Genomic DNA, 23,414 nt, shown 5'->3' with positions numbered 1-23,414 from the left:
GGCAAATAAACCATCTATGCGAATAGCCCATTTTATTAGATTGTTTAAAAAATGACTGTTCATTTTTTGTTCTTTTGTATCAAGTGTTTATTCAAATCATTCCAGTTATAAATATTAGTGTTCAAACTAAATTTTCGTTCAGCGGTTATCTTTGATACAATCTCGCGCCTGTTTTAAAGGAGAGCTAAATGAAATTACTGTATTGGTTAGATGAGTGGTTAACCAACTCACGTTCACAACAACAAGCGCGACTTCCGATGACGGGCAGCGATTTACTTGACGATGTGTTTGTTAAGTATGAGTTTGTTGATTTGGACAAGCCACTACTGTTTACGTTTTCTCCTGCGGGAACTAACTTAAAAGAGCAAGATCTTCATGAAGATTATGCGCCTTGGGGCTATCATTTAGCACGCAAACAAGATGTTAATGTGATTTCATTTCAGCACTTGGGCCAAAGTAACTGGTTCCGTAGCCGAAACTTAATCTTCTTTTTAGAGCAATTATCTACCTTGCTTGAACCATTTACGTATCGTTTAGGGTATGGGTTAAGTCGTGGTGGATTCGCTATTGGTGCATTTGCTAATTTGTTGCAACTTGACCAAGTTTTGTTGTTTCATCCTGTTAGTACGAAAAACCAAAACATTGCACCATGGGATGACAGATCAAGCACTGAAATTGCACAGAAGTTTGATTGGGAAGGCGATTATCACGATCTTGATTTGGGAAAAGCGAAGGGCTATATCATTTATGACCCAACAAACCGCATCGATCGTTTGCACGCTAAACGTTATCCTGAACTGACGCATTTACGTGTGTTTGGTATGGGACATGGTACTCACGCTACTTATCTTAATAAATTCGGCTTTTATAAGCAGGTGGCGGTTGATTTCATGCGCCATCAAAAGGTTGATATTGCCCAATTTCGTCAGCAGACTAAAACGTTACGTTTTAAAGAAGATTATTACAAACGCCTTAATAAAGCGAACTCAAGCTCTGAGCATCGTCTGGGGTTATTGAGTAAAGCACATAATATTGTTATTGGTGAGAAAGAAGCGCACGTACAAGAGCACCAAGCGCAGATAGATGTTCAGCCTTTAATTGATATCGCACTTAAGCACCAAGATGAGCATCCAAAAGATGCCATTCAGCTTTTAGAAATGGCGCAATTATTAGTGCCTAATGATCCGTTAGTTGAGCATAAGCTAAAACAATTAGCGTAAAAGCAGTTTTAAATATTAACGCCTCATCTTGAATGGGGCGTTTTTGTATTTGCGGTTTAATGATCTTCATGAAGGCATTTCATTCTTTATATAGACCTATTACTATATAGATTACGTTCATTAACTAAGAAGTAATCCAATATGTCTCTTCCTCCTTGCCCTGTATGTAATTCTGAATTTGTTTACCCAGATCAAAATCATCTTATCTGCCCTGAATGTGCTCATGAATGGAACCCTGAAGAAGCACTTATGGAAGAGAAGGTGATCGTTAAAGACGCTAACGGTACGTTGTTGGAAGAAGGCGATAAGGTAACGGTAGCTAAAGATTTAAAAGTTAAAGGCAGCTCTTTAGTGATTAAAGTGGGAACAAAAGCGGTTATTAAACGTATTGTTGATGGAAAAGATCATCAATTAGATTGTAAGGTTGATGGTGTTGGTGAAATGATGGTGACGGCTCAGTTTGTAAAGAAAGCCTAAAGCCTAATTAATCAGGGAGGAGGATAACCCAATGGATGGGAAAATTTATAAATGCGGACAGTGTCGTCAGTTTACTCGTACGCCAAATAATTCAAAGGATTTATGCGGTGCTTGGGATCAACCAACAATGGCAAACCGTGTTGCGTGTGATTTTTTTATGTTGAAATCTCTTAAAGAGAGTAAGACCAATGGAAGGTAACTCACCATGTTTACGTTAAAAGTGGATAACGAATTAAATTTAGCTCTTATTGAGCCTTCTTTTGCGCCTAAGTACTTCGATATTGTATCAAGGCAACGAGCGTATCTATCTCAATGGCTAGTTTGGCCACCACATGCTGATTCAGAAGCCTTTTTCCATTCTTTTATAACTAAATCTTTATTAGATTATGCTGAAGGAAAAAGCATGGTTTGCGGCATGATTTATCAGGGTGAATTAGTTGGGAATATCAGTTTTAATTCGATTAATCAAAACCTGAAAACGGCAGAAATTGGCTATTGGTTAAATGAGGATTTTCAAGGGAAAGGGATCATCACTCGTTGTGTATCTAAACTTATTGATATGGCGTTTAATGAACTAGGTCTAAATAAGATTCAAATTTCTGCTGCGGTAGGTAACCAATCAAGCCGAGCGGTCTGCGAACGACTTGGAATGACATTAGAAGGGATTATCACCAGCAGTGAGAACTTGAATGGCCGCATTATTGACCATGCTATTTATGGTTTAATAAAAGATAACCATCAATGATAGTCATCAAAATATATCAGGAAGAAAATGCATCAGCTTTGTGGGATCTGTTTTTTAATACGGTACGAAAAGTAAATCGTAAAGATTATTCTAATGAGCAAGTGACTGCTTGGGCTCCTGAATCTTTTGATACCGATGTTTGGAAGAACAAAATGCAATCGTTGAATCCTTTTATTGCAGAGATAGACGATGAGATTGTCGGTTATTCAGATTTGCAAGACGATGGCTTGATTGATCATTTCTTTTGTCATTACCAACATCAAGGAAAAGGGGTTGGTAGTACTTTAATGACACACATTCTTCAGCTTGCTAAAGAGCGAAAACTGCCTCGTGTGTATTCTCATGTCAGTATTACAGCAAAACCTTTTTATGAGCGTTTTGGTTTTACGGTTGTTAAACCTCAATGTATTGATGTGAGAGGCGAGCAGTTAATCAACTATGTAATGGAAAGACAAATTTTATAATTAATTTGAGTAGTAATTATTGTGAAAAATCAGAGCGTAATCATTCTAAAAAGACACCTTATAATGTCTATTTTTGTATTGTTTTTAAATGGGTGCAGTTCATCAGATCCACTAACTATGCAGATCGATCCCGTTAATGTAAAAGCTCAAATGTATACTTACTCTGATCTGAATAAAAAGCAGAATGAATTGTGGGAGATAACCCATCAGTATTTGATGAACCATTATGAACAGCATCAAACTGAGATCAGGGTAATGGATCGCGCTAATGCGTCATTTATTGGGAAAGGGATTGTTAAGTGGAAAATATCACCAACAACGCCTTTATATTGTTACTCAGCGTATGATTTTCGGTTTATGGCAAGAAATAACAAGGCTCGGCTACAACTTAAGCTTTTACCCGGGGTACCAAGTCTTTCAGGCTGTCACGATTGGGAATTGCCTTCAGAATATGGCTATAAACAGATCCTAGATAAATTTGAGCTAGTGTCGTCTAACATTGAAAATGCATTATTAAAATAAAATGTAGATGGATTTAGATAGCGTTATTCTATGTTTTTTGCCTTGAATATATTCAGTAATTATCTTTAGTGAAGATATGGAGAGCTTAATTACGGATAATTGTTGGATACTGTAGGTTTATTTGATTTCTTTATTGAATGTTTGATATCTATCCGTTAATTTCTTTGAATTGTTGTTTGTTATGTAAGCAAATCTTTTGATTTTCGGAGAAAGCTGTTGTGTCATTATTCTTTTTATCTCAGGTATTAGTTGCAATAGCGATTGGATTTGATTTGATGTCTTTTCAATTCAAAGAAAGAAAAAAAATTGTTGGCTGTCTTTTTTGCGCTGGGATTTTAATTTCAAGCCACTTTCTTTTGTTAGAGCAATGGACTGCTGCGGGGTTAATGATTATTGCTACCATTCGTTACTTAACCAGTATTTTTTCTACTTCTAGTAAGCTTAAATATCTTTTCTGTAGCTTATCTATTGTTACATCAGTCGTCACATATGCAGGCATTGCAAGTGTATTAAGTTGTATTGGATCTGTTTTTCAAACGGTTGCGGCATTTAATAAAGATGACAAACGATTAAGAGAGTTGATGGTTATTGGCACTAGCTTTTGGCTTGTTCATAACTATATTATTGGTTCACCAACTGCGGTATTAATGGAAGCCTTGTTTATTAGTAGTAATTTAGTTGGCTATTATCGTTATTACTATAAGAACGCATAATTACGGATTAGACGATGCCAAATTTATTTAAAGAAATCCCAAACGAATTACCTAGTGAGATCTTTGAAGATATTTTATCTACCCCCAACATTCGTATTGAGCGGATTTTATCTCATGGGCATAGTTCCCCTGAACAAGGTTGGTATGATCAAGATGAAAACGAATGGGTGTTAGTTTTATCTGGGTTTGGTGTTATTGAGTTTGATGATGGGCGTGTTATTACCCTAAATAAAGGGGATTACCTTAATATTAAAGCGCACGAAAAGCATAAGGTGCAAGCCACAGCACCAAATGAGACGACAGTGTGGCTTGCTGTTTTCTATCGCTAGGTTGTGTTTAATTTAGATAATTAAACCCGACACACTCAATGCCTTGTTCTTCTAACCAATGAGATAACTCAGGTGAGGTTAGAATGTTTTTTTCAATACTGCGCATTTCATTGTAGCTACTTAGCTCAATCAGATCGTGGTGCTTTTCGCTACTTGGATGACACATTAACTCAACGATGCCATTAGGGTGTGTGAGTTTGTATTCTAAAAGAATGGCTTTTAGATTTTCAAACGTTGCGCCACTATCAAAAAAGCGCATATCAAATGCATCTGGGGTCGGCACTGCCAGCGTATCTTGACCTGCAACGATGTTATCAACTCTACGCACCGGTAAGTTAATTTCATTAGCAAAGCGAATAAACGCATTTTTTAATGGCGGGTAAACACCTGCAAAGTGGTGGCTATCAATATGGTTGATCTTGAAACCCGCATTAAGTGCCGCTTGATATTGTGTGTTCAGCTCTAAAAAGACTTCCTCTTCGCAAACCTGTTTGGTCATGAGTGTTTGTCTATTGAGAAAATATCCATTCTCATCAATTAAGCTAGACACATCTTCTGGATTGGATAAGGGTTTGCCTGCGGTCACCGTAAAATGCAAACCAATGTCGGGCACTAAACCTTGTTTATAGCGTTGAATGGCATGATCGATGCCGTGCTGATTCATCATAACGGTCGTTGATTTCACTGTGCCTGCTCGAAAACACTCAACAATGCCGTTATTTACACTTTCTGATAAACCAAAATCATCAGCATTTAAGATCAGTTTCATGATGTTCTCCAAAACAACGATTGAACATATCAATATATTGTTTCTACTGTAGGTTGTGGTGTCTTTTCCATCAATTTAAATCGTTTAAAAAGCTCTGATAATTTGAAGTTATGCGGTAAATTAGTATCTTCGATTTTGTGCTGAGAAAGAAAAATGAAAAGAGCAACTGTATTTGGGTTGTTGGCGTCATTGTTGGGTTTGTTGGGAGTTATCTTGTTACTAGCGGGAGGCTCTCATTTTCCGGTTTACCAATGGCCGTATGAGGCACTTCAAGGATTAGTGTTCTCTGTCGTATGGGGATTTGGATTATCCGTCCTTATGGGATATGTCGTATCGCTATTAATTGTTTTTGTTGTACTTATTGCGTGCTTTAGTATTGGAAGTAAACTTTCAGACATCCTTTTAGGGGATAATAATCAGTAAGTTAAAGAAGGCTTTATCGAGTGATAAAGCCTAAATACGCTTAGCTAACTTATCGCTGACGATACTTTTCAATAAAAGAGAGCAGAATAGGTAATCCTGATTGTTGATTAAGCTCGGCTTTCCAACACTCATAAATAGCGGTTTCATGATCAGCAATGAGTTGAAACGCTTCCATTTCTTCTCTGGCTTCTGCTGCCCATTCTCGATATTTCACTTCATAAGGCTCTACCCAGTGAGTCAACGTATTCACTAATTCATTCCATTCTAAATGAATCCATTTTTTTGCATCAGAAGTACCTTTTATTAACATCGCTTGATCTTTGATATCAAACTGGACGCTATGTTTTGCGAGTGTCGGTTCTAGTAATTGTGCCGTTAGCACTTCAACGTTAATTAACGTGTTCCATAACTCGTTTTTGCTGAGCATAGAGTAGTGTTCGGAGAAGTAAGTAAAAAAAGCATTGCCATACACTTCGCCTTGATAAGCATTATAGATACGATCAATCATAGAAAGAGCCTTATCACTTGAAATTTATCACTTGAAATATGGATAGATAGTAGATTTTTATACGTAATTTGCAATCAGTTTTAGGTAACTATTGGGTATCTTGAAATCGTTAAAGCAAGATGAGCGGGATGCGTAATTTGTAAAATTCCATATATACGCTTTAATAGATCCTTTATGGATAAAAAAATGGAATAAGGAGATTCTATTATGGCGTTAGAAATATGGATTTATTATGTGTTAGCGGTCTTGGTTCTTACGGCTTCACCCGGGCCCAGCTCATTATTATGCATGACAAAAGGGGTGACGCATGGATGGAAACATGGCTTTTTTACGGCGTTAGGTAGCTTAAGTGCCATCACTATTATCTTGTCACTCTCTTTTACTGGGCTTGGGGTTGTCATCGCTTCATCTGAATTGGTATTCACAATCATTAAGTGGATAGGTGCGACATACCTTGTTTATATGGGAATAAAAGCCTTTTTATCAAAACAAGAAAGTTATACATCAACGGCCGAAAATACAGAGATTAAAACAGGATTTAAAGCGCATTTTGTAAGTGGCTTTATTGTTGGTGCCAGTAACCCTAAAGCGATTTTGTTTTTTACCGCACTATTTCCTCAATTTATTGACCCATCTGCGGCTCTCGTTCCTCAATACCTGATATTTGCGAGTACATTTATTGTATTAGAGCTTTCTTGGTTACTGTTTTATGCGTATCTAGGTTCTACATCGTCTCGCTGGCTAATGGTTAAAGGGCGTGCCAAATGGTTTAACAAATTAAGCGGAACCGTTTTTGTCGGCGCAGGGGCTTTATTGTCTACCGCTAGCCGAAATTGATGAGGTTTGTGTAAGCTTTTAGTAAAGAGCGTAAATTAGTGATCTTTCTAGCAGAATGTGTGATGGAAGATAGGTATAAGAGCCTCAGTTGTTTTGTGTATTGAGGTTTCAATGACTGAAAAAGAAAAAATGTTAGCAGGGCTTCCTTATGATGCTTGGGATGAAACGCTATTAAATGACCGTATGAATGCCAAAGCGATTTGCCACCAATTTAATTTAGCTGACCCAACTAAGCTTGATGAAAGAATGGCCATTTTAAATGAGTTACTGTGTATAAAGGACAAAGCACATATAGAGCCAAATTTCTTTTGTGATTATGGTTATAACATTGAAATTGGAAGTAATTTTTATTCTAACCATAATTTGACGATTGTGGATGTATGTAAGGTTACTATTGGAAACAATGTGCTGTTTGGGCCACATGTGATGATTTCTACTGGTACGCATCCGATTGACCCTATCGAGCGCCAAAAAACGGAGTTCGGTGCGAGTATTTCTATTGGTAATGACGTATGGCTAGGAGGAAATGTATCCGTTCTTCCTGGTGTGCGTATTGGAAATAATTGTGTGATAGGCGCTGGAAGCGTTGTTAATCGAGATATTCCTGATAATAGCGTTGCGGTGGGTAATCCTTGTAGAGTCATCAAATCCGTTTAGTGTGAGCTATTTGCGAAAGAACTTTTTTTCATTAATTACTTTCGGCTAAATCACTGAGTTTTATTTAAGTAATGGTGTCCTATTTGGGCACCATTACTTATTTTTTGTGTTGTATATTTAGAAAAATAAACATATTTAGGTAGTTATGGATAGTTTTTTTAGTAGTGAGATTATTCTTGCGCATTCGACTTTCTTTTTCTTTATGACATTGCTGCTGACTGGGTTTCTTCATATTCCATTATGGTGTGGTAAAAATTTAACGAAGATCCAATGGAAGAAAGTGGATTACCTTTGGCCTTTGGTTGCCGCTATTGGGTTGATGGGGACGGTCTCAGAGGTTCGCTCAAGAGTGGCTACCGATTGGGCTGAAACTGAACACACACGAGCAGTAACCAGCCTAGAATCCATTAATAGTTATACCGTTAATCAATTAAAAAGCTATTTGTGCTCTGGAGCGACGGGTGTAGAGGATGATCTTGTATCAAAACAATCGTGTTCTTGGTTTCTTGATTCAGCAAAATATTTAGAATCTGTTCGATTTAATGATTTACCCAATATTGGATTTGAAAGTCTACCGCCAATTACGTTTAGTCAAAGCATTATTGAATCCGATGTGATTTGGCTGCGTGGTATGTTTGATAATTATAAAACTCAAAAACAGGTTTATGAAACTACGCTACAAGAAACGAAGAAACACCCACTTGAAGAGATATTCTGGTATTTAAGCCCTTATTTAATTTGTATTGCGATTTCAGTTCGAGTGACCAAAGTATCGGCTGAACTTAAGTTGGAGAAACAACAATGCAATCTATAGAACATTTTGAACCTCTGTTTTTGAGTTTTATCCAAAAAGAAATGCTTCAAGATTTAGCGCATGATATTAACCATGTGTTGCGAGTGGTCAGTATGGCAAAGCGTCTATGTGTTGAAGAGAAGGGAAAAGAGGCAGTGGTTATTCCTGCTGCTTATTTACATGACTGTTTTTCTTTTGCTAAAGATCATCCTAACCGTTCTCAAAGCTCGGTATTTGCTGCGGATAAAGCGTTGGTATTTTTAAAGGAGATTGGCTATCCATCAGAGTATTATGATGAGATACACCATGCGATTGTCGCTCATAGCTTTAGTGCTAAAGTAGAAACAAGAGCGTTAGAAGCGAAGATCGTTCAAGATGCAGATAGGCTAGATGCTTTAGGGGCAATAGGCATCGCTCGTTGTCTACAAGTCAGTACAAAATTAAATTCACCACTTTACTCCATTGATGATCCATTTTGTTATCACAGAGAACCGAATGATAAGGCTTATACCATCGATCATTTTTATGCCAAGTTGCTAACACTAGCGAATACAATGAAAACGACATCTGCGGTAGCTGAAGCCGAAAAACGCACTCAATATATGCGCGATTACTTAACTCAACTAGAGAGTGAGTTGTAATAAAACAGTTGAGCTTAGATCTGGTTAATAATTCCTCCCCAATGATGTTCCTTAGCTAAATATTTTAATGATTCAATCTCACGTTTTGCCTCCTGCTGTAACCATTCGACAAGTTCGTTAATCGCTGAAGAATGTGTGTGTTGATGGATATAATATACCCATGCGCTGTGCTGAAGTGTGGTGTGCTGTGGGCAGTAATAAAAGTTTCTTTCTAATTCCGGTAAGATCAATAAGAGATCAGTAACGGTTGCCCCTTGACCTGACAAACACGCACTTAATGCGAGATCTAATGAGTGAAAACTGGTGTTTCTCACTTTTTGATGGGGAACATATTTTTCATTATTTAGCCAAGTAATCCAATCGAGATGATCAACCGTAGGATGCAACCTTGGTAATTGAAGAACGTCATCTAACACCGTGTCTTTTGTTGTAATGCTGGTTGCACAAACCGGTGCCATAAATTCTTCACGTAACAGAGAAAAATTAGATCTATTATCGTAATGATTTTTTAATCTTGTATGGAAAATCAATAAATCATAATCAGTGGTATTGAGGGCTTCGTCTTCTTCTAAAGAAGGAATGATGACGATTTCATAATCTGAATATCTCTCATTCATTTCTTTAATTTTAGGTAAGAGAGCACGGGTAGCAAAGCTTAATGCTGCTTTGATAACAATACGCTTCGGCTTGGGATCTTGCCAAGATGAAATCACTGATTCGAGGGAAGTAAAGTTATCCTGTAACGTTTTATACAGTTCTAAACCTTGGGTCGTCAGTTGAATCGAACGGTGTTTGCGTATAATCAGAGATGCATTGAGATCATCTTCAAGTTGCTTTACTTGGCGGCTGACAGCACTTTGAGTTACATTAAGCTCATTTGCCGCAGAGGTAAAACTCATCAACCTTGCAACCGATTCAAACGCTTTAAAGCCGTTATGTGAATAAGGTAATGTTGGATAGGGTGTCATTAGATTCTCGCATGAGTTTTTGGAATGCCAGTCTGACGGATTAATTAATTGAATACTACTTTTTTAAACGATAACGTGATGTGAAATTATTTAATCTATCTTTTTTATGAAAAAAATTCTTACGCTCGCTTTTCCTCTTATTATTTCTCAGTTGATCTCTATGGCGTTAGTTCTTACTGATGTTTGGATGATGTCACGATTAAGTGTTTCGGCATTAGCTGGTGGTGGCTTGGGGGCATCGGTTTACTTTTTTATTTTTATCGTAGCAAGCAGTACGGTCGGTTGCGTCGCTAATTTGATTGCTATTGCTTATGGGCAACGATTGGCGAGACCTGAGTTTGGGAACCAACAAATTAGGCTTGCTATAAAGGGCGCGGTTTTATTATCTGTAATATTGAGCGTTATTTTATTATTTGCCTTTTCTTATGCTCCAAATGTGTTGCGTTTAGCGGGACAACCAGAAGAAATGATTTCATTGGCGATGGAATACGTTGATGCTTTAAAGTGGGCAATGTTTCCATCACTAATACTGCTGGTTTTACGTGGTTTAACAAGCGCGTTGGGCAATGTTCGTTCTATTATGGTGATGTCCGTGATCACGGTTGTCCTTAATGTTCCTATTAGTTATGTACTTACTTTTCAGTTTGGCATGGGACTGCATGGATTAGGACTGGGTACTGCCATTGCGGCATTCATGGTGATGCTAGGTTATGGGCTTTGGGTCTTTAAACAACAAGAATACAATCCGTTTGCCCCTTGGTTAAACCTAGAAGAGTACTCAATAAAGTTGATTACTCCTTTATTAGTGATGGGGCTACCCATTGCTCTTGCTGCTTTATTGGAGCATGGGTTGATTTATGGTGGTACGTTAATGGCGGGTACCATTAGTATTGCCTCATTAGCTTTGCACCAAATCCTATTGCAATGTTTGAGCTTTACTTGGAACTTCAACTTTGGTTTTTCGCAAGCTGCTGCCATCTTAGTTGGAAGAGATTTTGGTGCAAACAATGTGGATGGAATTAAGAAAACGTCACAGCATAGTTTTGTACTGGTTACGGTAATGAGTGTGTTTATTGCTGCTGTCTTTATCATTTGGCCAGAGAGTATTGCTGATCTATTCCAGTTAGATAATGGCGAAAATAATATGTCAGCTTTACTTACCTCGGTAATCTGGGTTGTTGCTTTATGTTTTGTTGTTGATGCGTGGCAATTGCTGGCAATCAATTTATTACGAGGAATGAAGATTGTCTCTTTACCTACCGTAATGACCGCTATTGGTTATTGGGTATGTGGTTTACCAGCGGCTTGGTATTTAATGCCTATATTCGGATTAAGTGGCATATGGGCTGGGATTGGCATTGGGTTAGGAGTAACAGGCATTTTGTTGTTGGTGCAGTTGTTGGTATCGATTGCACGAGTGAAAACTCATTATGAAGAAATAGAGAACTGAAGTTGCTGTATTTTTAAAATACTTCACAAATTGGGCTAAAAAATCATGATATTTTTGTACGTATATTATGTATTTCATAAAAGGGATTTATGATGATTTATACGATACAAGAAAAAGTGATTACGTATCCAGAGCAAGTATTAAAAGAGTGGCAGAAAGGAAATAAAGATTGGTTACCCATTGATTTAACTGAGCTTGTTGATTGCAAAAGTTACTTTAATAAATATTTTCATGAGTGTTATGCACTAACGCATTATTTGGATAATGGATGGTATGGGACTGCGTTTTATGCATTAGGGAATACGCCGACATCTAACTCTCTGTATGACGCAGGCCGAGTTTTGCTTTCTCAGTATATTTGTCCTGTGAAGCTTTCTTTACTAAAAGGGATAAGAACTGGGTTAACTGCTGGTGAGCCTGAATTGTTTTTATTTAAGCCTGATGGTTCATTGCTATTTGTGAAAGTACAAAAGGCCGGAAAACACTTATCTGAAGCTGAGCTTATTTGTTTATCCAACATTAAGTCTGTTTTGGAATGTGAAGTAGAAATAGTTTATGTAATGGAAGGCAGTAAAGCGTATAAACCAAAAACTTATGACATTAAAGTGGTGCAATTTCCTAATCCGCTAGGGGTGTAATTACTAAATCATTCTTGTTTTATAAGAGGGCTGGGGAACCAGTCTTTTTTATGTCTAAAAAACAGATTTTACAAAATTGGGACACTCTCATTTTTAAAATTTATCTATCATAACTAATGGAAGATTTAGAAACTCTATACCACACTCATTAAATGCAGAAAAAGGATAATTGATGCGACTAATGAAAAAAGGATTTGTCGGGTTAATGCTCGGGTGTGTTTCAAACAGTGCTTTTGCGATTTCAGAGTTATGGCTTGATCGTTACGCTTATGATGCGATTCAGCAAGGGTTTAATAAAAAAGACATTTCTGTTTACCATAAGAAGCGCGGAGATTTAGATAACTATCCATTGTCTGGGTATGCTGATTATCGTGCCTTTCTTTTTGATTTAAAAAATAAAACACCAGAAGAAGTAAATCAGTTTTCAAACGAGTTTGCTGATTATCCATTCTCCGTATCCATTCGTGCTGATTACCTTAATGCGTTGATTGCCACCAAAAATTGGCCATACTTAATTGCTTATCAAACAGAGTTACCTCGTGATCAAGATTACCAATGTTGGTATTACACTGCTTTTTATCATGAGAATGAATTGGACACTGCATTTGATGGGGCAAAGCTACTCTGGTTAGATGGTGAGAGTGTCTCTAGCGCTTGTAATTCGCTTTTTTCATATTGGGATAAGGCTGGTGAGCGTACCGATGATATGATACTTGAGCGTGCGTTATACGCTGTTGATGCAAAGAACCCTAGATTGATTACCTATTTGCGAAAATTAGCCTCTACGGTTGATAGTAAAGATACACTAACGGAAATGCTGCGATTGTATCGTCAGCCTGAAAAGTTTACTGTGTTTTTTGAAACTAAAGAAGATACGCAATTTAATCGTAATTATGTTCAAACAGCGTTAAAGCATTTGGCAAAACACAATATAAATTCTGCTTATGATAAGGTGAGTTTTGTACAGAGTCATTTTTCGTTTGAAGATAATGAACTTCAATCAACACTTGAGTTTCTTGCCGTTAGGTTACTAGATACAAAAGATCCTGAAATAATCCAATGGAGAGATGAGGTTTTAGAACGTTCAAGTGATAATCTCGTTCTAGAGCAGCGTATCCGTTTAGCAATTAGAAAAACGGAATGGAACGAAATTATATTTTGGATTAATAAGCTTACTAGTGAAGAACAAGCGTCATATCGATGGCAGTACTGGTTAGCTCGTAGTGAAATGAAGTTAGGGGATACTGAGTCTGGTGAAACACGCTTAAAGCGCATTGCTGGTAATAGACACTTTTATAGTATTGCGGCATCTATTGCACTAAAAAGAGAACCTCGATTTCCTATTGCCCGTGTAGAGTGTAACAAAGAGCAAATAGAGCCATATCAAGATGATATTGATCGTGTAGAGGAATTACTAGCATTAGGTAAAACATATCCTGCAAGAAAACATTGGCGTCACGTAGTAGCAAAAGAAAATCAAGCCAAGAGTGCGGTTTTAGCTTGTTATGCTAAAAAGAAACATTGGCATTTGTTTGCACATGAAGCCACCATTCGTGGGGAGTTATGGGATTATATTTATTTGCGTTTTCCTGTTCGTTATTGGAAAGAGTTTTCACGCTATGGTGCTAAATATAATGTGGATCCTGTAACCCTATTAGCCCTTTCAAGACAAGAGAGTGGCTTAGAGCTAACTACCAAATCACCTGTTGGTGCTCGCGGATTGATGCAAGTGCTACCAAGTACTGCTGCATTTATGGCACAGAAGTATAATTTAAATTATCGACATTCGAGTGACTTGTTTGATTTAGATAAAAATGTTGCCGTAGGTAGCCGTTACTTAAGTCATTTGCTTGCTCGCTATAAGAACAATAGAGCTTACGCATTTTCTGCTTACAATGCAGGACCAACTATGGTGACGGTATGGCGAAGAGCAGTAAGTAAAGAGATCGATATATTTGGTTATATAGAGTCTATTTCCTTTAAAGAAACTCGAGTATACGTAAAGAATATTTTTATGTTTGAAATGTATTATCGAGAAATCTTAAAACTAGAAGGTAACTTCTTAAGACCTTCCGAATTGACCAATTCGATTTAACCAACAATAGGAATAATTATAGGTATGCATCATCAAGATCAATTGGCTGAACTGAATTATAAAACGTCACGCCTTATCATTGAACATATAGATTCTGTGATAGTAACCGAGCAAGCAAGCCAAGTCGTATTGAATAAGATTGTTGTGCTATTAACACCTCAAGTTACCCAAGGGTTGCCTCCTTATTTTCATGATATAGACACGCTAAAAGAGGCTGAGATATGGCTGAAAAAGATGTCGAATGAAAGTCAGCTATTTACGGTGTCGGCTAAGAATACTAACGATATTATCGGCTTTTTATTTTTATCAGGTTCAGATAATGAGGAAGTTCATTTAGGTTACTTATTGGGTGACGAGTATTGGCATAAAGGCTATGGTTCAGAATTACTCAGTGGCCTTTTAGATTACCTGCATCAATATCCATTTATAGAGAGACTTGTTGGTGGTGTTGATAAAGATAATATTGCCTCTGCTAAGCTACTAGAAAAAGTTGGATTTACAGACAAAGAAGAAAAGCATCCTATGGTTGTATTTTATGAGTATATTTTTAATCATACTTAAAATTAGTATACGGATAGCGGATAGGTTCTAACTTTTACTCTCTATTTTTCTTTATATAATGACGCCAACATTAACCTTTGGAGTTTTTATTATGAGAAGTCGTTTTGACCGAATTCGTCACGCTATTATGTTTGAGTTGATTGGTCTTATTCTTATTGTCGGTGTTTTAAGTCAATTTGGCTTTGAAATGGGCCATGTTGGCATTATGGGTGTCGTATTTTCACTTGTCGCTACTGGGTGGAATTATGTCTATAACATCTTATTTGATAAGTACATGCTGAGAAAAACAGGCAGCACGGTAAAATCGACATTAAACCGTGTTGTTCATAGCTTAGGGTTTGAAGGCGGGTTATTGATTCTGACTATTCCTGCCATGGCGTGGTTCTTAAATATTAGTATCTTGGAAGCGTTTATTCTTGATATCGGTCTCGTGGTTTTCTATCTGTTTTATGCGTATGTTTATAATTTAGCTTATGATAAAGCATTCCCTATTAATGAGGTAAACCAAGTTACTCAATAAGTAGGAGCAAGCTTAACTAAGGAGTGGTTATGAGTCATAAATTGTCAGATTTTTCAGTTCAAATTCCTATTAATAAAGAACTGTGTACATTTCAGGATGAAGTAAAAGAGCAACTGTATGACTTTAATCACTCTCGGCCATCAGAAGATCAATTAAGAGCCGATGTATTGCAATCTATCCTTGGTCAATACAAGGGAGTGACTATCGTTCCTCCATTTTATTGTGATATGGGAAAGAACATACATTTTGAGAGTGGTGGATTTTTAAATGCAGGAGTTAAGATCTTAGATCTTGCTCCTGTTTTTATTGGAGCATATGTTCAAATTGGACCAAATGTTGTGATAAGTACAGCAGGGCATCCTTTTGATCTAGCGGAACGAGTATTACCGATTGCTTCAGCTAACCCAATTAAGATTGGAGATAATGTTTGGATTGGTGCTAATGCCGTTATATTGGATGGTGTGACAATAGGTGATCGAAGTGTGATTGGTGCAGGAAGTGTAGTGACAAAAGATATTCCACCAGACTGTGTCGCTGTCGGTAATCCTTGTCGAGTGATTAAGACAATTACTCATTCAGACATGCCATCTGACGATGAACTTGATGAAATGTGGGCAGATCTAACATAATTATTATTATCAATAAAACACACAATTGAATAATTTGTGAACAATATCATTTATTAGTGATCACAACGGCACATTGTTTTAAAAAAATTTCCTAGAATATATCTATAACCACAAGGAGGTAACTATGGACAGTGTGACTATTGCATTACATCAGTTAAATAGAGCGATTGATCTTTATTTTAATGAGCGTGACTTTATTTGTACGATTACATTAAGTAATTCTGCGCAGACAATTTTAAGAAAAAAACTTGTTTCTGAATCTCAGGCAAGAGCGTGTGAAGATGTTATTTTTAATAAATCTTTTACTACTTTTCAGCAAAACTCAAAGACAGAGCCTTGCGTTTCTCTTCACTCGCTAGAGACGGAACATGAATGGGAAGAGAAAGCGACAGAAGTTCTAATGACATGCTGTGAGAATGTAATGAAGCTTAATCTACCGCGTAGTATTCAAGTATCAGCGTTCGTAAGAGCAAAGAGTAAAATGTTTGTATGTTCTTAGTATGAGCAGAAAGTTATGTATCAACGCGCTATATGCATCGCTGGCTTGTAAAATTATTTTTTTGGTCTTGTCGTTCGGTTGTCAGTTTAAAACGGCGTTAACCCATTTTATAGCTCGCTCTAGGGGATAAAAATGGCAGCTTTAACTTGTTGATATTAAAGGCTTTGTTTTTGTTGAGTTTATCATGGTTACTGGTAGTCTTCTCCTTAATAAGCTTAAGGAGTATTTATGGCTATTTATAATGAAACATTTGATGGTGTTGATTTCTCACATCAAGATCTGAGTAACGCATATTATGAAGGGTGTAAGTTTTACCTATGTAACTTTTCTCGAACAAATTTAAGAGATGCTCAGTTTGTTGATTGCAGTTTCATTGAGCAAGGAGCAATTGAAGGCTGTCACTTTGAATATGCAGACTTAAGAGATTCGTCCTTTAAGAGTTGTAAAATAGCAATGGCTAATTTTAAAGGTGCAAATGCATTTGGTATTGAGTTCAGAGAGTGTGATTTAAAAGGCGCTAATTTTTCTCAAGCGAGCTTTTCAAATCAAATTAATCATCAAATGTACTTTTGTTCTGCTTACATTACGGGTTGTAATTTATCGTATGCAAATCTTGAACGCTTATGCATTGAAAAGTGTGATTTGTTTGAAAATAAATGGAATGGGGCGAATTTACAAGGTGCGTCCTTTAAAGGCTCAGATTTAAGTCGAGGCTCTTTCTCAGAAGATGCATGGGAGCAATTTAAGTTTCAAGAGAGTGATTTATGCCATTGTGAATTAGAAGGGTTAGATCCTCGTCGTGTTGATTTAACTGGTGTGAAAATTTGTGGATGGCAACAAGAGCAATTGTTAGAACCGTTAGGATTAATTGTACTTCCTGAATAAAGACGTGTTTTAATAGTTAATCAAAGCTTTTTAAATAGAATGAACTTATACAATGACTAAAATATTAACGATTGTCGCAAGAATTGAAGCGCAAGAAGGTAAAACAGAATTGGTGAAAACCGAAATGCTTAAACTACTTGATCCAACACGTAAAGAAGTAGGATGTATTCAATATGATCTTCACCAAGATAATGAGAATCCAAATGTATTTGTGTTTCATGAGCAGTGGGAAAGCGAAGAGTGCCTTCAAGCTCATTTAGATACGCCTCATATTATTAATTATGTAAAAGCGGTGGATGGTTCTATTGCTTCGTTTGTTTTGAATCGAATGACTAAGCTTTAAATCCATTATTCATTTATAAAAAAAGCCACTTATGATTATTCACAAGTGGCTTTTTATTGTCTTACTTACTATTAGAAAGACAGGAAGATGCCTGCAACGGTTGCACTCATTAAGTTTGCTAATGTTGCTGCAAAGATTGCTTTCATACCTAAACGTGCAATATCAGGGCGGCGACTTGGAACGACACCACCTAAACCACCCATTAGCATTGCAATAGAGGTTAAGTTTGCAAAGCCACATAGGGCAAAAGTGACGATAGCTTGAGAATGTTCACTTAATTGATCTTTCACTGCCATTAAATCAGCAAAGGCAACAAATTCATTAATTGCAATTTTTTTACCAATCAAACTTGCAGCAACGGTTGCTTCAGACCATGGCACACCGATTAACCAAGCAACTGGTGCGAATAGGTAACCAAAGATCAGTTCTAAACTTAAATTGTTTAAGCCAACAAGTAACCCTAATTGATGTAAACCACCATTTAATAATGCAATTAAGCTAATAATAGCTAATAAGCTCGCACCAACAGCAAATACAATTTGTAAGCCATTTAATGCGCCTTGTGAAGCGGCATCGATAATGTTTACTGGAGCATCATCAACTTCATCTTCTGAATATTGATCGGCTTCATTGATTTCTTCTGTTTGTGGGACCAGAAGTTTTGCCATCATTAGACCCGCAGGTGCTGACATGAAACTTGCGGCAATTAAGTATCTCAGTTCAACACCTAATCCTGCGTAACCAACCATTGTACCGCCAGCTACAGAGGCAAGACCACCAACCATAACAGCAAACAGTTCAGAACGTGACATCTTTGCAAGGAAAGGGCGAACAACCAGTGGTGCTTCAACAGAACCAACAAAAATATTTGCGGTTGCAGACATAGATTCTGTACGAGTTGTACCTAAGAAGCGTTGTAATCCGCCACCAATGGTGCGAATAACCCAACCCATAACACCTAGGTAATAGAGTACTGAGATAAGAGCAGAGAAGAATACAATCGTAGGTAAAACGTTGACGGCAAAAATGAAGCCCAGTTTGTACTGCGCAAGATCACCAAAAAGGAATTCTGTACCTACACGACCGTAATCAATAATGCTTGATACTGCCATAGAAATACTATTTAGAATAGTTCGACCAATAGGAACGTATAAGATAAAACCGGCAAATAACAGTTGAATTAGGAAAGCACCTAATACTGTTCTCCATTTTATGGCTTGACGGTTTTCTGAGAAAAGAATTGCAATCGCGAATAGGCAAACAATGCCTAAAATACTGACCAAAAAGTTCACGGTCAAACTCCAAAAGTATCTAGTGTAATGATTGCGGAGGTATTCTATTCAAAAATAAAAATGTGACAAGGATCAAATTGTTAAGCTAAAAACATCATGATAACAAAAAGAAGCTTATTTGTTGAATTAGTAGACAAAAACCTATTAATTGAGGCTTTTGTCACATATTTAGAAGTCAGTTTTTATTATATAAAACAATTGTGGTGGATTTTTAATTAATAATCCCATCAGCAGAATGATTAAATTTTGCCAATTTGCGTTTCATTAATATGCTGACGAACAAATTCCATGAAAACATGTACCTTCTTAGGAAGGAATTTTCGTCTTGGATAAACGGCATACAGGGGCATTGATTGGTTTAATTCCCAATCAGGCAAAAGTTGAACGAGTTTACCTGTTTGCAATTCATCAGAAAGAAGATAAGTGGCAATATAACCAATACCATTACCTGCAGTGGTGGCATTACGAATGGCATCAGCCGAGTCAATACGATAGTTACCAGACACTTTTATCTGAAGGTTTTCATTCTCTTTATGAAAGCCCCAGACGTCGTCTTTACGCTCTCTACTGATATAAGTTAAGCAGTTATGCTTTTTTAAGTCATAAGGATGGTAAGGGATCCCTTGTTTTGCCAGGTATAGAGGGCTTGCAACTAATACAAAGTGGCAATCAATGAGGTGGCGCGCAACAAATCCTTCTGGAGGGGAATCCATTACACCTATCCATAAGTCTAATTGCTCTGCAATCACATCGATCTTATGATCGAATAAAGTGATCTCTATATTTAGTTGTGGATAAGCATGGTGCAGCTCTGATAGATAAGGAAGAATGTGGTTAGTAGCAAATGATTGCGCGATACCAACACGCAATTTTCCTTGCAGGTTATCAATATTGGTTAACAATTCATTTTCAGCTTCGTTAATTTCATCGGCGATATTAGCACAATGAACTGCGAAGGTTTGTCCTGCTTCAGTTAGAGAAAATGAACGTGTTGTACGTTGAACCAATTGGACACCTAAACGTTCTTCTAATAATTGAATTTGTTGGCTTACTTGAGTTCGAGATATATCAAGAAGCTGTGCGGCTTTGGTAAAGCTTTGTTGTTGAGTTAAGGCGTTGAATACAATCATTTGCTTGGCTTGCTTTAACATGTATATCTCTATTCATTATTAGTATGGTTGATTCCATTGTAATGGAGGGGCTGTGTTGAATAAAGTAGCTTAGGTGTTTGTTTTTAGTATCCATAGAAACTGTAATGTTATTCATGGTAGAGTTTCAGTAAGAATCAAATTGATTAAGGATGATGCTATGTTATTTCCGTATAAGAATATCGTAATTTTAACTGGTGCTGGAATATCGGCAGAGTCGGGGATCCAAACTTTTCGGGCTAGTGATGGTTTATGGGAAAACCACCGAATTGAAGATGTTGCAACACCAGAAGGTTTTTTGAATGACCCAGATTTAGTGCAGGATTTTTATAATAAGCGTAGAGCTTTATTGAAAAGCGATAATATTCAACCTAATGCAGCTCATAAAGCACTCGCTAAGCTTGAAAAAGAGTTGGATGGTACGGTGACAATCGTGACTCAGAATATTGATGATCTACATGAGCGCGGTGGAAGCACAAATGTGATTCATATGCATGGTGAGTTAAACAAGATTCGTTGTGAAGAATCGAATCAAGTGTTTGAGTGTAGTGATGATATTCATACTGGTGATTTGTGTCATTGTTGCCAAATACCTGCTCAATTACGTCCTCATGTCGTATGGTTTGGTGAAATGCCATTAGAAATGGGCAGAATCCATGAAGTGTTAAATCAGGCTGATTTATTTATTTCGATTGGTACATCGGGCTCTGTTTATCCCGCGGCTGGTTTTGTGCATGAAGCTCGTTTACATGGTGCACATACCATTGAGATCAATTTGGAGCCAAGTGCTGTAGATGACGAGTTTGAAGAGAAACGTTATGGTAAAGCGGGCGAGTTAGTTCCTGAATTGGTTTCTGAACTATTAGAAATATAACGTTTAATAAAAAAGCCAATAAATCATTAGATTCATTGGCTTTTTAATATGTTGTATAACGATGTAATAGATGAGTATTACATATCAACTTTTAGCTTTTGGAAGTATTCGTCATAAAGCGTACTTGCTTCACCAACTTCGTCTTGCCATTCACCTGAATCCATTACAGATTGAGGAGGGAAGATGTTTGGATCATTAGCAAACTCTTTAGGTAAAAGAGGGTATGCAGATTTAACTGGCGTTGGGTAGCCGATTTCTAATGCAATTTTAGCCGCGTTTTCAGGACGTAGTAAGAAATCCATCATTTGGTGTGCTGCATCGATGTTTTTTGCACCAGCAGGGATTGCTAAGCTATCCATCCAGAAGATAGCGCCTTTTTCTGGCCATACGATTTGAATGTTTGCACCTTCTTCACGAGCCATGTAAGCAGAACCGTTCCAAAGCATACCAACACTTGTTTCACCCGCTAAGTATGGGTTTGCAGGGAAGTCTGAGTTAAACACCAAAATGTTAGGCATTAGTTTTTTCAGCTCTTCGTAAGCGGCTTTGATTTCTTCAGGATTTGTTGTATTTGCTGAGTAACCAAGTTTAGTTAATGCGATATGGAACACTTCACGTGAGTCATCCATCATCATTAACTGACCTTGCCATTTTTCATCCCAGAAATCATTCCAAGAATGAAGCTCATTCGGGTTCATCATATCAGCATTTACACCAATACCTGTAGCGCCCCAAATGTAAGGAATAGAGTAGTTGTTACTTGGATCAAAAGGCTTATTTAGGTAGTTTGGATCTAAGTCTTTGAAATGAGGTAATTTAGATTTATCAATCTTTTGTAGCATACCTTCTTTGCGCATTTTCGATACAAAGTAAGTTGAAGGAACAACTAGATCATATCCAGAACCTTGAGTTTTTAATTTAGCGTACATGCTTTCATTCGACTCATACGTCGAATAATAAACTTTGATACCAGTTTCTTTAGTGAAGTCTTCAAGAACTTCATTTGGAATGTATTCTGACCAGTTATAAAAATAGAGCTCTTTATCTGCAGCTTGTGCATTACCAGCGATTAAGGCTGCAGCGCACAGTCCTGTAGAGACGAGAGTTGTCCACTTTTTCATTTCCTTCTCCTATATATGAGGGGAGTATCCATAATTGAGCGCGCATTATAGCAATTTTTGCAGGAGACTGCATGTCATTGCAAATCAATAACTTGGCTTAAATCAAGGTAATATAAATTAGTTTGTAAGGAAATTTGTGCGAGGGAGATCAAAAATGGCAGCGATATACGCTGCCATTAGTAAGGTTCAGTAAGGGTTAGGTTACTGTCCGGCTTTCAGTTTTAAGAAGTACTCTTCATATTTAACTGTCATGTCACCAACTGCAGATTGCCACTCAACGCGGTCTAAATCTTCTTGTGATGGGAACAGAGGTGCAACGTCTTTAAACTTGTCGTTTGATGCTTTAACTGCTGTTAGGTAGCCAGTATCTGCTGAAATGCGTGCTGCGATTTCTGGACGAAGTAAAAAGTCGATCATCTTATGAGCGGCTTCTACATTGTTTGCGCCTGAAGGGATTGCAAAGTTATCAACCCAACCGATACCACCTTCTTTAGGGAAGATAAGTTTAATAGGTAAACCTTCAGCTTGAGCGGCTGCTGCAGAACCATTCCAAAGCATACCAAGACCAACTTCGCCAGCCATGTATGGTGCACCTGGGTTGTCTGAGTTAAATACTAATACGTTTGGCATTAGTTTTTGAAGCTCAGCATACGCTTCGTCAATTTCTTTCGGGTTTGTTGAGTTACCTGAGTAACCTAATTTACGTAATGCAATGTGGAATACTTCACGAGTATCATCCATTAACATTAATTGACCTTCAAACTCTGGGTTCCAAAGATCGCCCCAGCTATTGAAGTCATCTGGGTTGTACATTTCTGTGTTTACAGCAAGACCTGTGATCGCCACTACGTGTGGAATAGAGTATTCATTCTTAGGATCAAATGGCTTGTCTAAGTAGTTCGTATCCAATTGAGTGAAGTTTGATAGTTTTGATTTATCAATTGGTTGAAGCATTTTTTCGTCACGCATTTTTGCAACGAAATAAGTTGAAGGAACAACTAGGTCATAACCTTTATTGTGAGCCTTCATTTTAGCGTATAAAGTTTCGTTTGACTCATAAGTAGAGTAGATAACTTTAATGCCAGTTTCTTTAGTAAATTCTTCTAAAATATCACTGTTGATGTATGGTCCCCAGTTCATGAATACCAATTCATCATTTTCTTTTGCGTTTGCAACATTCATTGTTAGTGCTAAAGCGCAGGCGGTTCCAGTAAAAAACGCAGCCATTTTGTTCATTGATTGACTCTCCATTAGAGTGATAAAAAAGAAGACATGTCGAACAAAAGGCATGTC

The 23,414-nt window shown here is 37.3% G+C and carries 30 protein-coding genes; 23 read left to right on the top strand and 7 right to left on the bottom strand.

The window, feature by feature from the left end:
• Positions 1–188: 188 nt before the first annotated feature.
• The 8 genes from AVFI_RS06950 to AVFI_RS06915 all read left to right on the top strand — a co-directional run bounded on the left by AVFI_RS06950 (position 189) and on the right by AVFI_RS06915 (position 4,470).
• Positions 189–1,220 carry a cytosolic protein gene (locus tag AVFI_RS06950; protein ID WP_054776056.1) on the top strand — a complete coding sequence of 344 codons (1,032 nt, stop codon included), beginning with the start codon at positions 189–191 and terminating at the stop codon, positions 1,218–1,220.
• 141 nt (positions 1,221–1,361) lie between these two features.
• The gene (locus tag AVFI_RS06945) at positions 1,362–1,697 is read left to right on the top strand and encodes a zinc ribbon domain-containing protein YjdM (RefSeq protein WP_005419306.1); all 336 of its coding nucleotides are present in this window, start codon (positions 1,362–1,364) and stop codon (positions 1,695–1,697) included.
• A gap of 31 nt (positions 1,698–1,728) precedes the next feature.
• On the top strand, positions 1,729–1,896 hold the full coding sequence (locus tag AVFI_RS06940) for a hypothetical protein (protein ID WP_012532924.1): 168 nt from the start codon (positions 1,729–1,731) through the stop codon (positions 1,894–1,896).
• A 6-nt stretch (positions 1,897–1,902) separates the two neighbouring features.
• Complete coding sequence (locus tag AVFI_RS06935; RefSeq protein ID WP_054776055.1) at positions 1,903–2,442, top strand: GNAT family N-acetyltransferase; 540 nt, start codon at positions 1,903–1,905, stop codon at positions 2,440–2,442.
• Positions 2,439–2,906: a GNAT family N-acetyltransferase gene (locus tag AVFI_RS06930; protein ID WP_017019617.1), complete on the top strand. Its 468-nt coding sequence runs from the start codon at positions 2,439–2,441 to the stop codon at positions 2,904–2,906. The genes AVFI_RS06935 and AVFI_RS06930 overlap by 4 nt, the downstream gene beginning before the upstream one ends.
• A 63-nt stretch (positions 2,907–2,969) precedes the next feature.
• The gene (locus AVFI_RS06925) at positions 2,970–3,428 is read left to right on the top strand and encodes a hypothetical protein (RefSeq protein WP_017019618.1); all 459 of its coding nucleotides are present in this window, start codon (positions 2,970–2,972) and stop codon (positions 3,426–3,428) included.
• 218 nt (positions 3,429–3,646) lie between these two features.
• Entirely contained in the window at positions 3,647–4,141 is a 495-nt protein-coding gene (locus AVFI_RS06920) for a YgjV family protein (protein WP_017019619.1), read from the top strand.
• A gap of 14 nt (positions 4,142–4,155) precedes the next feature.
• A complete protein-coding gene (locus tag AVFI_RS06915; RefSeq protein WP_017019620.1) occupies positions 4,156–4,470 on the top strand; it encodes a cupin domain-containing protein in 315 nt (104 codons plus the stop codon).
• A gap of 7 nt (positions 4,471–4,477) precedes the next feature.
• Here AVFI_RS06915 and AVFI_RS06910 read toward each other — a convergent pair whose 3' ends face one another.
• Positions 4,478–5,239, bottom strand: coding sequence for a carbohydrate deacetylase (locus AVFI_RS06910; RefSeq protein ID WP_065640269.1), 762 nt, complete (start codon positions 5,237–5,239; stop codon positions 4,478–4,480).
• Positions 5,240–5,392: 153 nt separating this feature from the next.
• Here AVFI_RS06910 and AVFI_RS06905 point away from each other — a divergent pair, with 153 nt between their 5' ends.
• On the top strand, positions 5,393–5,662 hold the full coding sequence (locus AVFI_RS06905; RefSeq protein ID WP_017019622.1) for a hypothetical protein: 270 nt from the start codon (positions 5,393–5,395) through the stop codon (positions 5,660–5,662).
• A 49-nt stretch (positions 5,663–5,711) separates the two neighbouring features.
• Here AVFI_RS06905 and AVFI_RS06900 read toward each other — a convergent pair whose 3' ends face one another.
• Complete coding sequence (locus tag AVFI_RS06900; protein WP_054776054.1) at positions 5,712–6,170, bottom strand: hypothetical protein; 459 nt, start codon at positions 6,168–6,170, stop codon at positions 5,712–5,714.
• A gap of 207 nt (positions 6,171–6,377) precedes the next feature.
• Here AVFI_RS06900 and AVFI_RS06895 point away from each other — a divergent pair, with 207 nt between their 5' ends.
• The 4 genes from AVFI_RS06895 to AVFI_RS06880 all read left to right on the top strand — a co-directional run bounded on the left by AVFI_RS06895 (position 6,378) and on the right by AVFI_RS06880 (position 9,098).
• Entirely contained in the window at positions 6,378–7,007 is a 630-nt protein-coding gene (locus AVFI_RS06895) for a LysE family translocator (RefSeq protein WP_063645456.1), read from the top strand.
• Between the two features lie 111 nt (positions 7,008–7,118).
• Complete coding sequence (locus tag AVFI_RS06890) at positions 7,119–7,664, top strand: sugar O-acetyltransferase (RefSeq protein ID WP_065595118.1); 546 nt, start codon at positions 7,119–7,121, stop codon at positions 7,662–7,664.
• 145 nt (positions 7,665–7,809) lie between these two features.
• A complete protein-coding gene (locus AVFI_RS06885) occupies positions 7,810–8,478 on the top strand; it encodes a hypothetical protein (protein ID WP_017019626.1) in 669 nt (222 codons plus the stop codon).
• Positions 8,466–9,098 (top strand): HD domain-containing protein, encoded by a 633-nt coding sequence (locus AVFI_RS06880; RefSeq protein ID WP_054776053.1) that lies wholly within the window; start codon positions 8,466–8,468, stop codon positions 9,096–9,098. The genes AVFI_RS06885 and AVFI_RS06880 overlap by 13 nt, the downstream gene beginning before the upstream one ends.
• A gap of 14 nt (positions 9,099–9,112) precedes the next feature.
• Here the strand turns inward: AVFI_RS06880 and AVFI_RS06875 are convergent, their stop codons facing one another.
• Positions 9,113–10,066 (bottom strand): LysR family transcriptional regulator, encoded by a 954-nt coding sequence (locus AVFI_RS06875; protein WP_054776052.1) that lies wholly within the window; start codon positions 10,064–10,066, stop codon positions 9,113–9,115.
• 106 nt (positions 10,067–10,172) lie between these two features.
• Between AVFI_RS06875 and AVFI_RS06870 the strand changes: the two genes are divergently transcribed.
• The 9 genes from AVFI_RS06870 to AVFI_RS06830 all read left to right on the top strand — a co-directional run bounded on the left by AVFI_RS06870 (position 10,173) and on the right by AVFI_RS06830 (position 17,686).
• The gene (locus AVFI_RS06870; protein ID WP_155662446.1) at positions 10,173–11,516 is read left to right on the top strand and encodes an MATE family efflux transporter; all 1,344 of its coding nucleotides are present in this window, start codon (positions 10,173–10,175) and stop codon (positions 11,514–11,516) included.
• Positions 11,517–11,605: 89 nt separating this feature from the next.
• On the top strand, positions 11,606–12,154 hold the full coding sequence (locus AVFI_RS06865; protein ID WP_236734303.1) for a VRR-NUC domain-containing protein: 549 nt from the start codon (positions 11,606–11,608) through the stop codon (positions 12,152–12,154).
• Between the two features lie 172 nt (positions 12,155–12,326).
• Positions 12,327–14,249 carry a transglycosylase SLT domain-containing protein gene (locus tag AVFI_RS06860; protein ID WP_188863829.1) on the top strand — a complete coding sequence of 641 codons (1,923 nt, stop codon included), beginning with the start codon at positions 12,327–12,329 and terminating at the stop codon, positions 14,247–14,249.
• Positions 14,250–14,273: 24 nt separating this feature from the next.
• Positions 14,274–14,810 (top strand): GNAT family N-acetyltransferase, encoded by a 537-nt coding sequence (locus tag AVFI_RS06855; RefSeq protein ID WP_054776050.1) that lies wholly within the window; start codon positions 14,274–14,276, stop codon positions 14,808–14,810.
• 91 nt (positions 14,811–14,901) lie between these two features.
• On the top strand, positions 14,902–15,330 hold the full coding sequence (locus tag AVFI_RS06850) for a PACE efflux transporter (RefSeq protein WP_012533214.1): 429 nt from the start codon (positions 14,902–14,904) through the stop codon (positions 15,328–15,330).
• Positions 15,331–15,359: 29 nt separating this feature from the next.
• Entirely contained in the window at positions 15,360–15,959 is a 600-nt protein-coding gene (locus AVFI_RS06845) for a sugar O-acetyltransferase (RefSeq protein WP_054776049.1), read from the top strand.
• Between the two features lie 124 nt (positions 15,960–16,083).
• On the top strand, positions 16,084–16,458 hold the full coding sequence (locus tag AVFI_RS06840; protein ID WP_054776048.1) for a hypothetical protein: 375 nt from the start codon (positions 16,084–16,086) through the stop codon (positions 16,456–16,458).
• 228 nt (positions 16,459–16,686) lie between these two features.
• On the top strand, positions 16,687–17,343 hold the full coding sequence (locus AVFI_RS06835; RefSeq protein WP_054776047.1) for a Qnr family pentapeptide repeat protein: 657 nt from the start codon (positions 16,687–16,689) through the stop codon (positions 17,341–17,343).
• A gap of 52 nt (positions 17,344–17,395) precedes the next feature.
• Positions 17,396–17,686 carry a putative quinol monooxygenase gene (locus tag AVFI_RS06830; RefSeq protein ID WP_012533379.1) on the top strand — a complete coding sequence of 97 codons (291 nt, stop codon included), beginning with the start codon at positions 17,396–17,398 and terminating at the stop codon, positions 17,684–17,686.
• Positions 17,687–17,757: 71 nt separating this feature from the next.
• Here AVFI_RS06830 and AVFI_RS06825 read toward each other — a convergent pair whose 3' ends face one another.
• On the bottom strand, positions 17,758–18,978 hold the full coding sequence (locus AVFI_RS06825) for a NupC/NupG family nucleoside CNT transporter (protein ID WP_012533536.1): 1,221 nt from the start codon (positions 18,976–18,978) through the stop codon (positions 17,758–17,760).
• 239 nt (positions 18,979–19,217) lie between these two features.
• Complete coding sequence (locus tag AVFI_RS06820) at positions 19,218–20,129, bottom strand: LysR family transcriptional regulator (RefSeq protein ID WP_065622127.1); 912 nt, start codon at positions 20,127–20,129, stop codon at positions 19,218–19,220.
• Between the two features lie 157 nt (positions 20,130–20,286).
• Between AVFI_RS06820 and cobB the strand changes: the two genes are divergently transcribed.
• Complete coding sequence (cobB, locus tag AVFI_RS06815) at positions 20,287–21,000, top strand: Sir2 family NAD+-dependent deacetylase (RefSeq protein ID WP_054776046.1); 714 nt, start codon at positions 20,287–20,289, stop codon at positions 20,998–21,000.
• 77 nt (positions 21,001–21,077) lie between these two features.
• Here cobB and AVFI_RS06810 read toward each other — a convergent pair whose 3' ends face one another.
• Together AVFI_RS06810 and AVFI_RS06805 are read right to left on the bottom strand one after the other, a co-directional pair.
• On the bottom strand, positions 21,078–22,121 hold the full coding sequence (locus tag AVFI_RS06810) for an extracellular solute-binding protein (RefSeq protein WP_155662443.1): 1,044 nt from the start codon (positions 22,119–22,121) through the stop codon (positions 21,078–21,080).
• 201 nt (positions 22,122–22,322) lie between these two features.
• On the bottom strand, positions 22,323–23,357 hold the full coding sequence (locus AVFI_RS06805; RefSeq protein WP_005419251.1) for an extracellular solute-binding protein: 1,035 nt from the start codon (positions 23,355–23,357) through the stop codon (positions 22,323–22,325).
• Between the last annotated feature and the right edge of the window lie 57 nt (positions 23,358–23,414).

It is taken from the genome of Aliivibrio fischeri ATCC 7744 = JCM 18803 = DSM 507 (assembly GCF_023983475.1).
Classification (GTDB): Bacteria; Pseudomonadota; Gammaproteobacteria; order Enterobacterales; family Vibrionaceae; genus Aliivibrio; species Aliivibrio fischeri.
The sequence above is the reverse complement of the archived record's forward strand: the minus strand, read 5'-3'. Positions and strand labels throughout refer to the sequence as shown.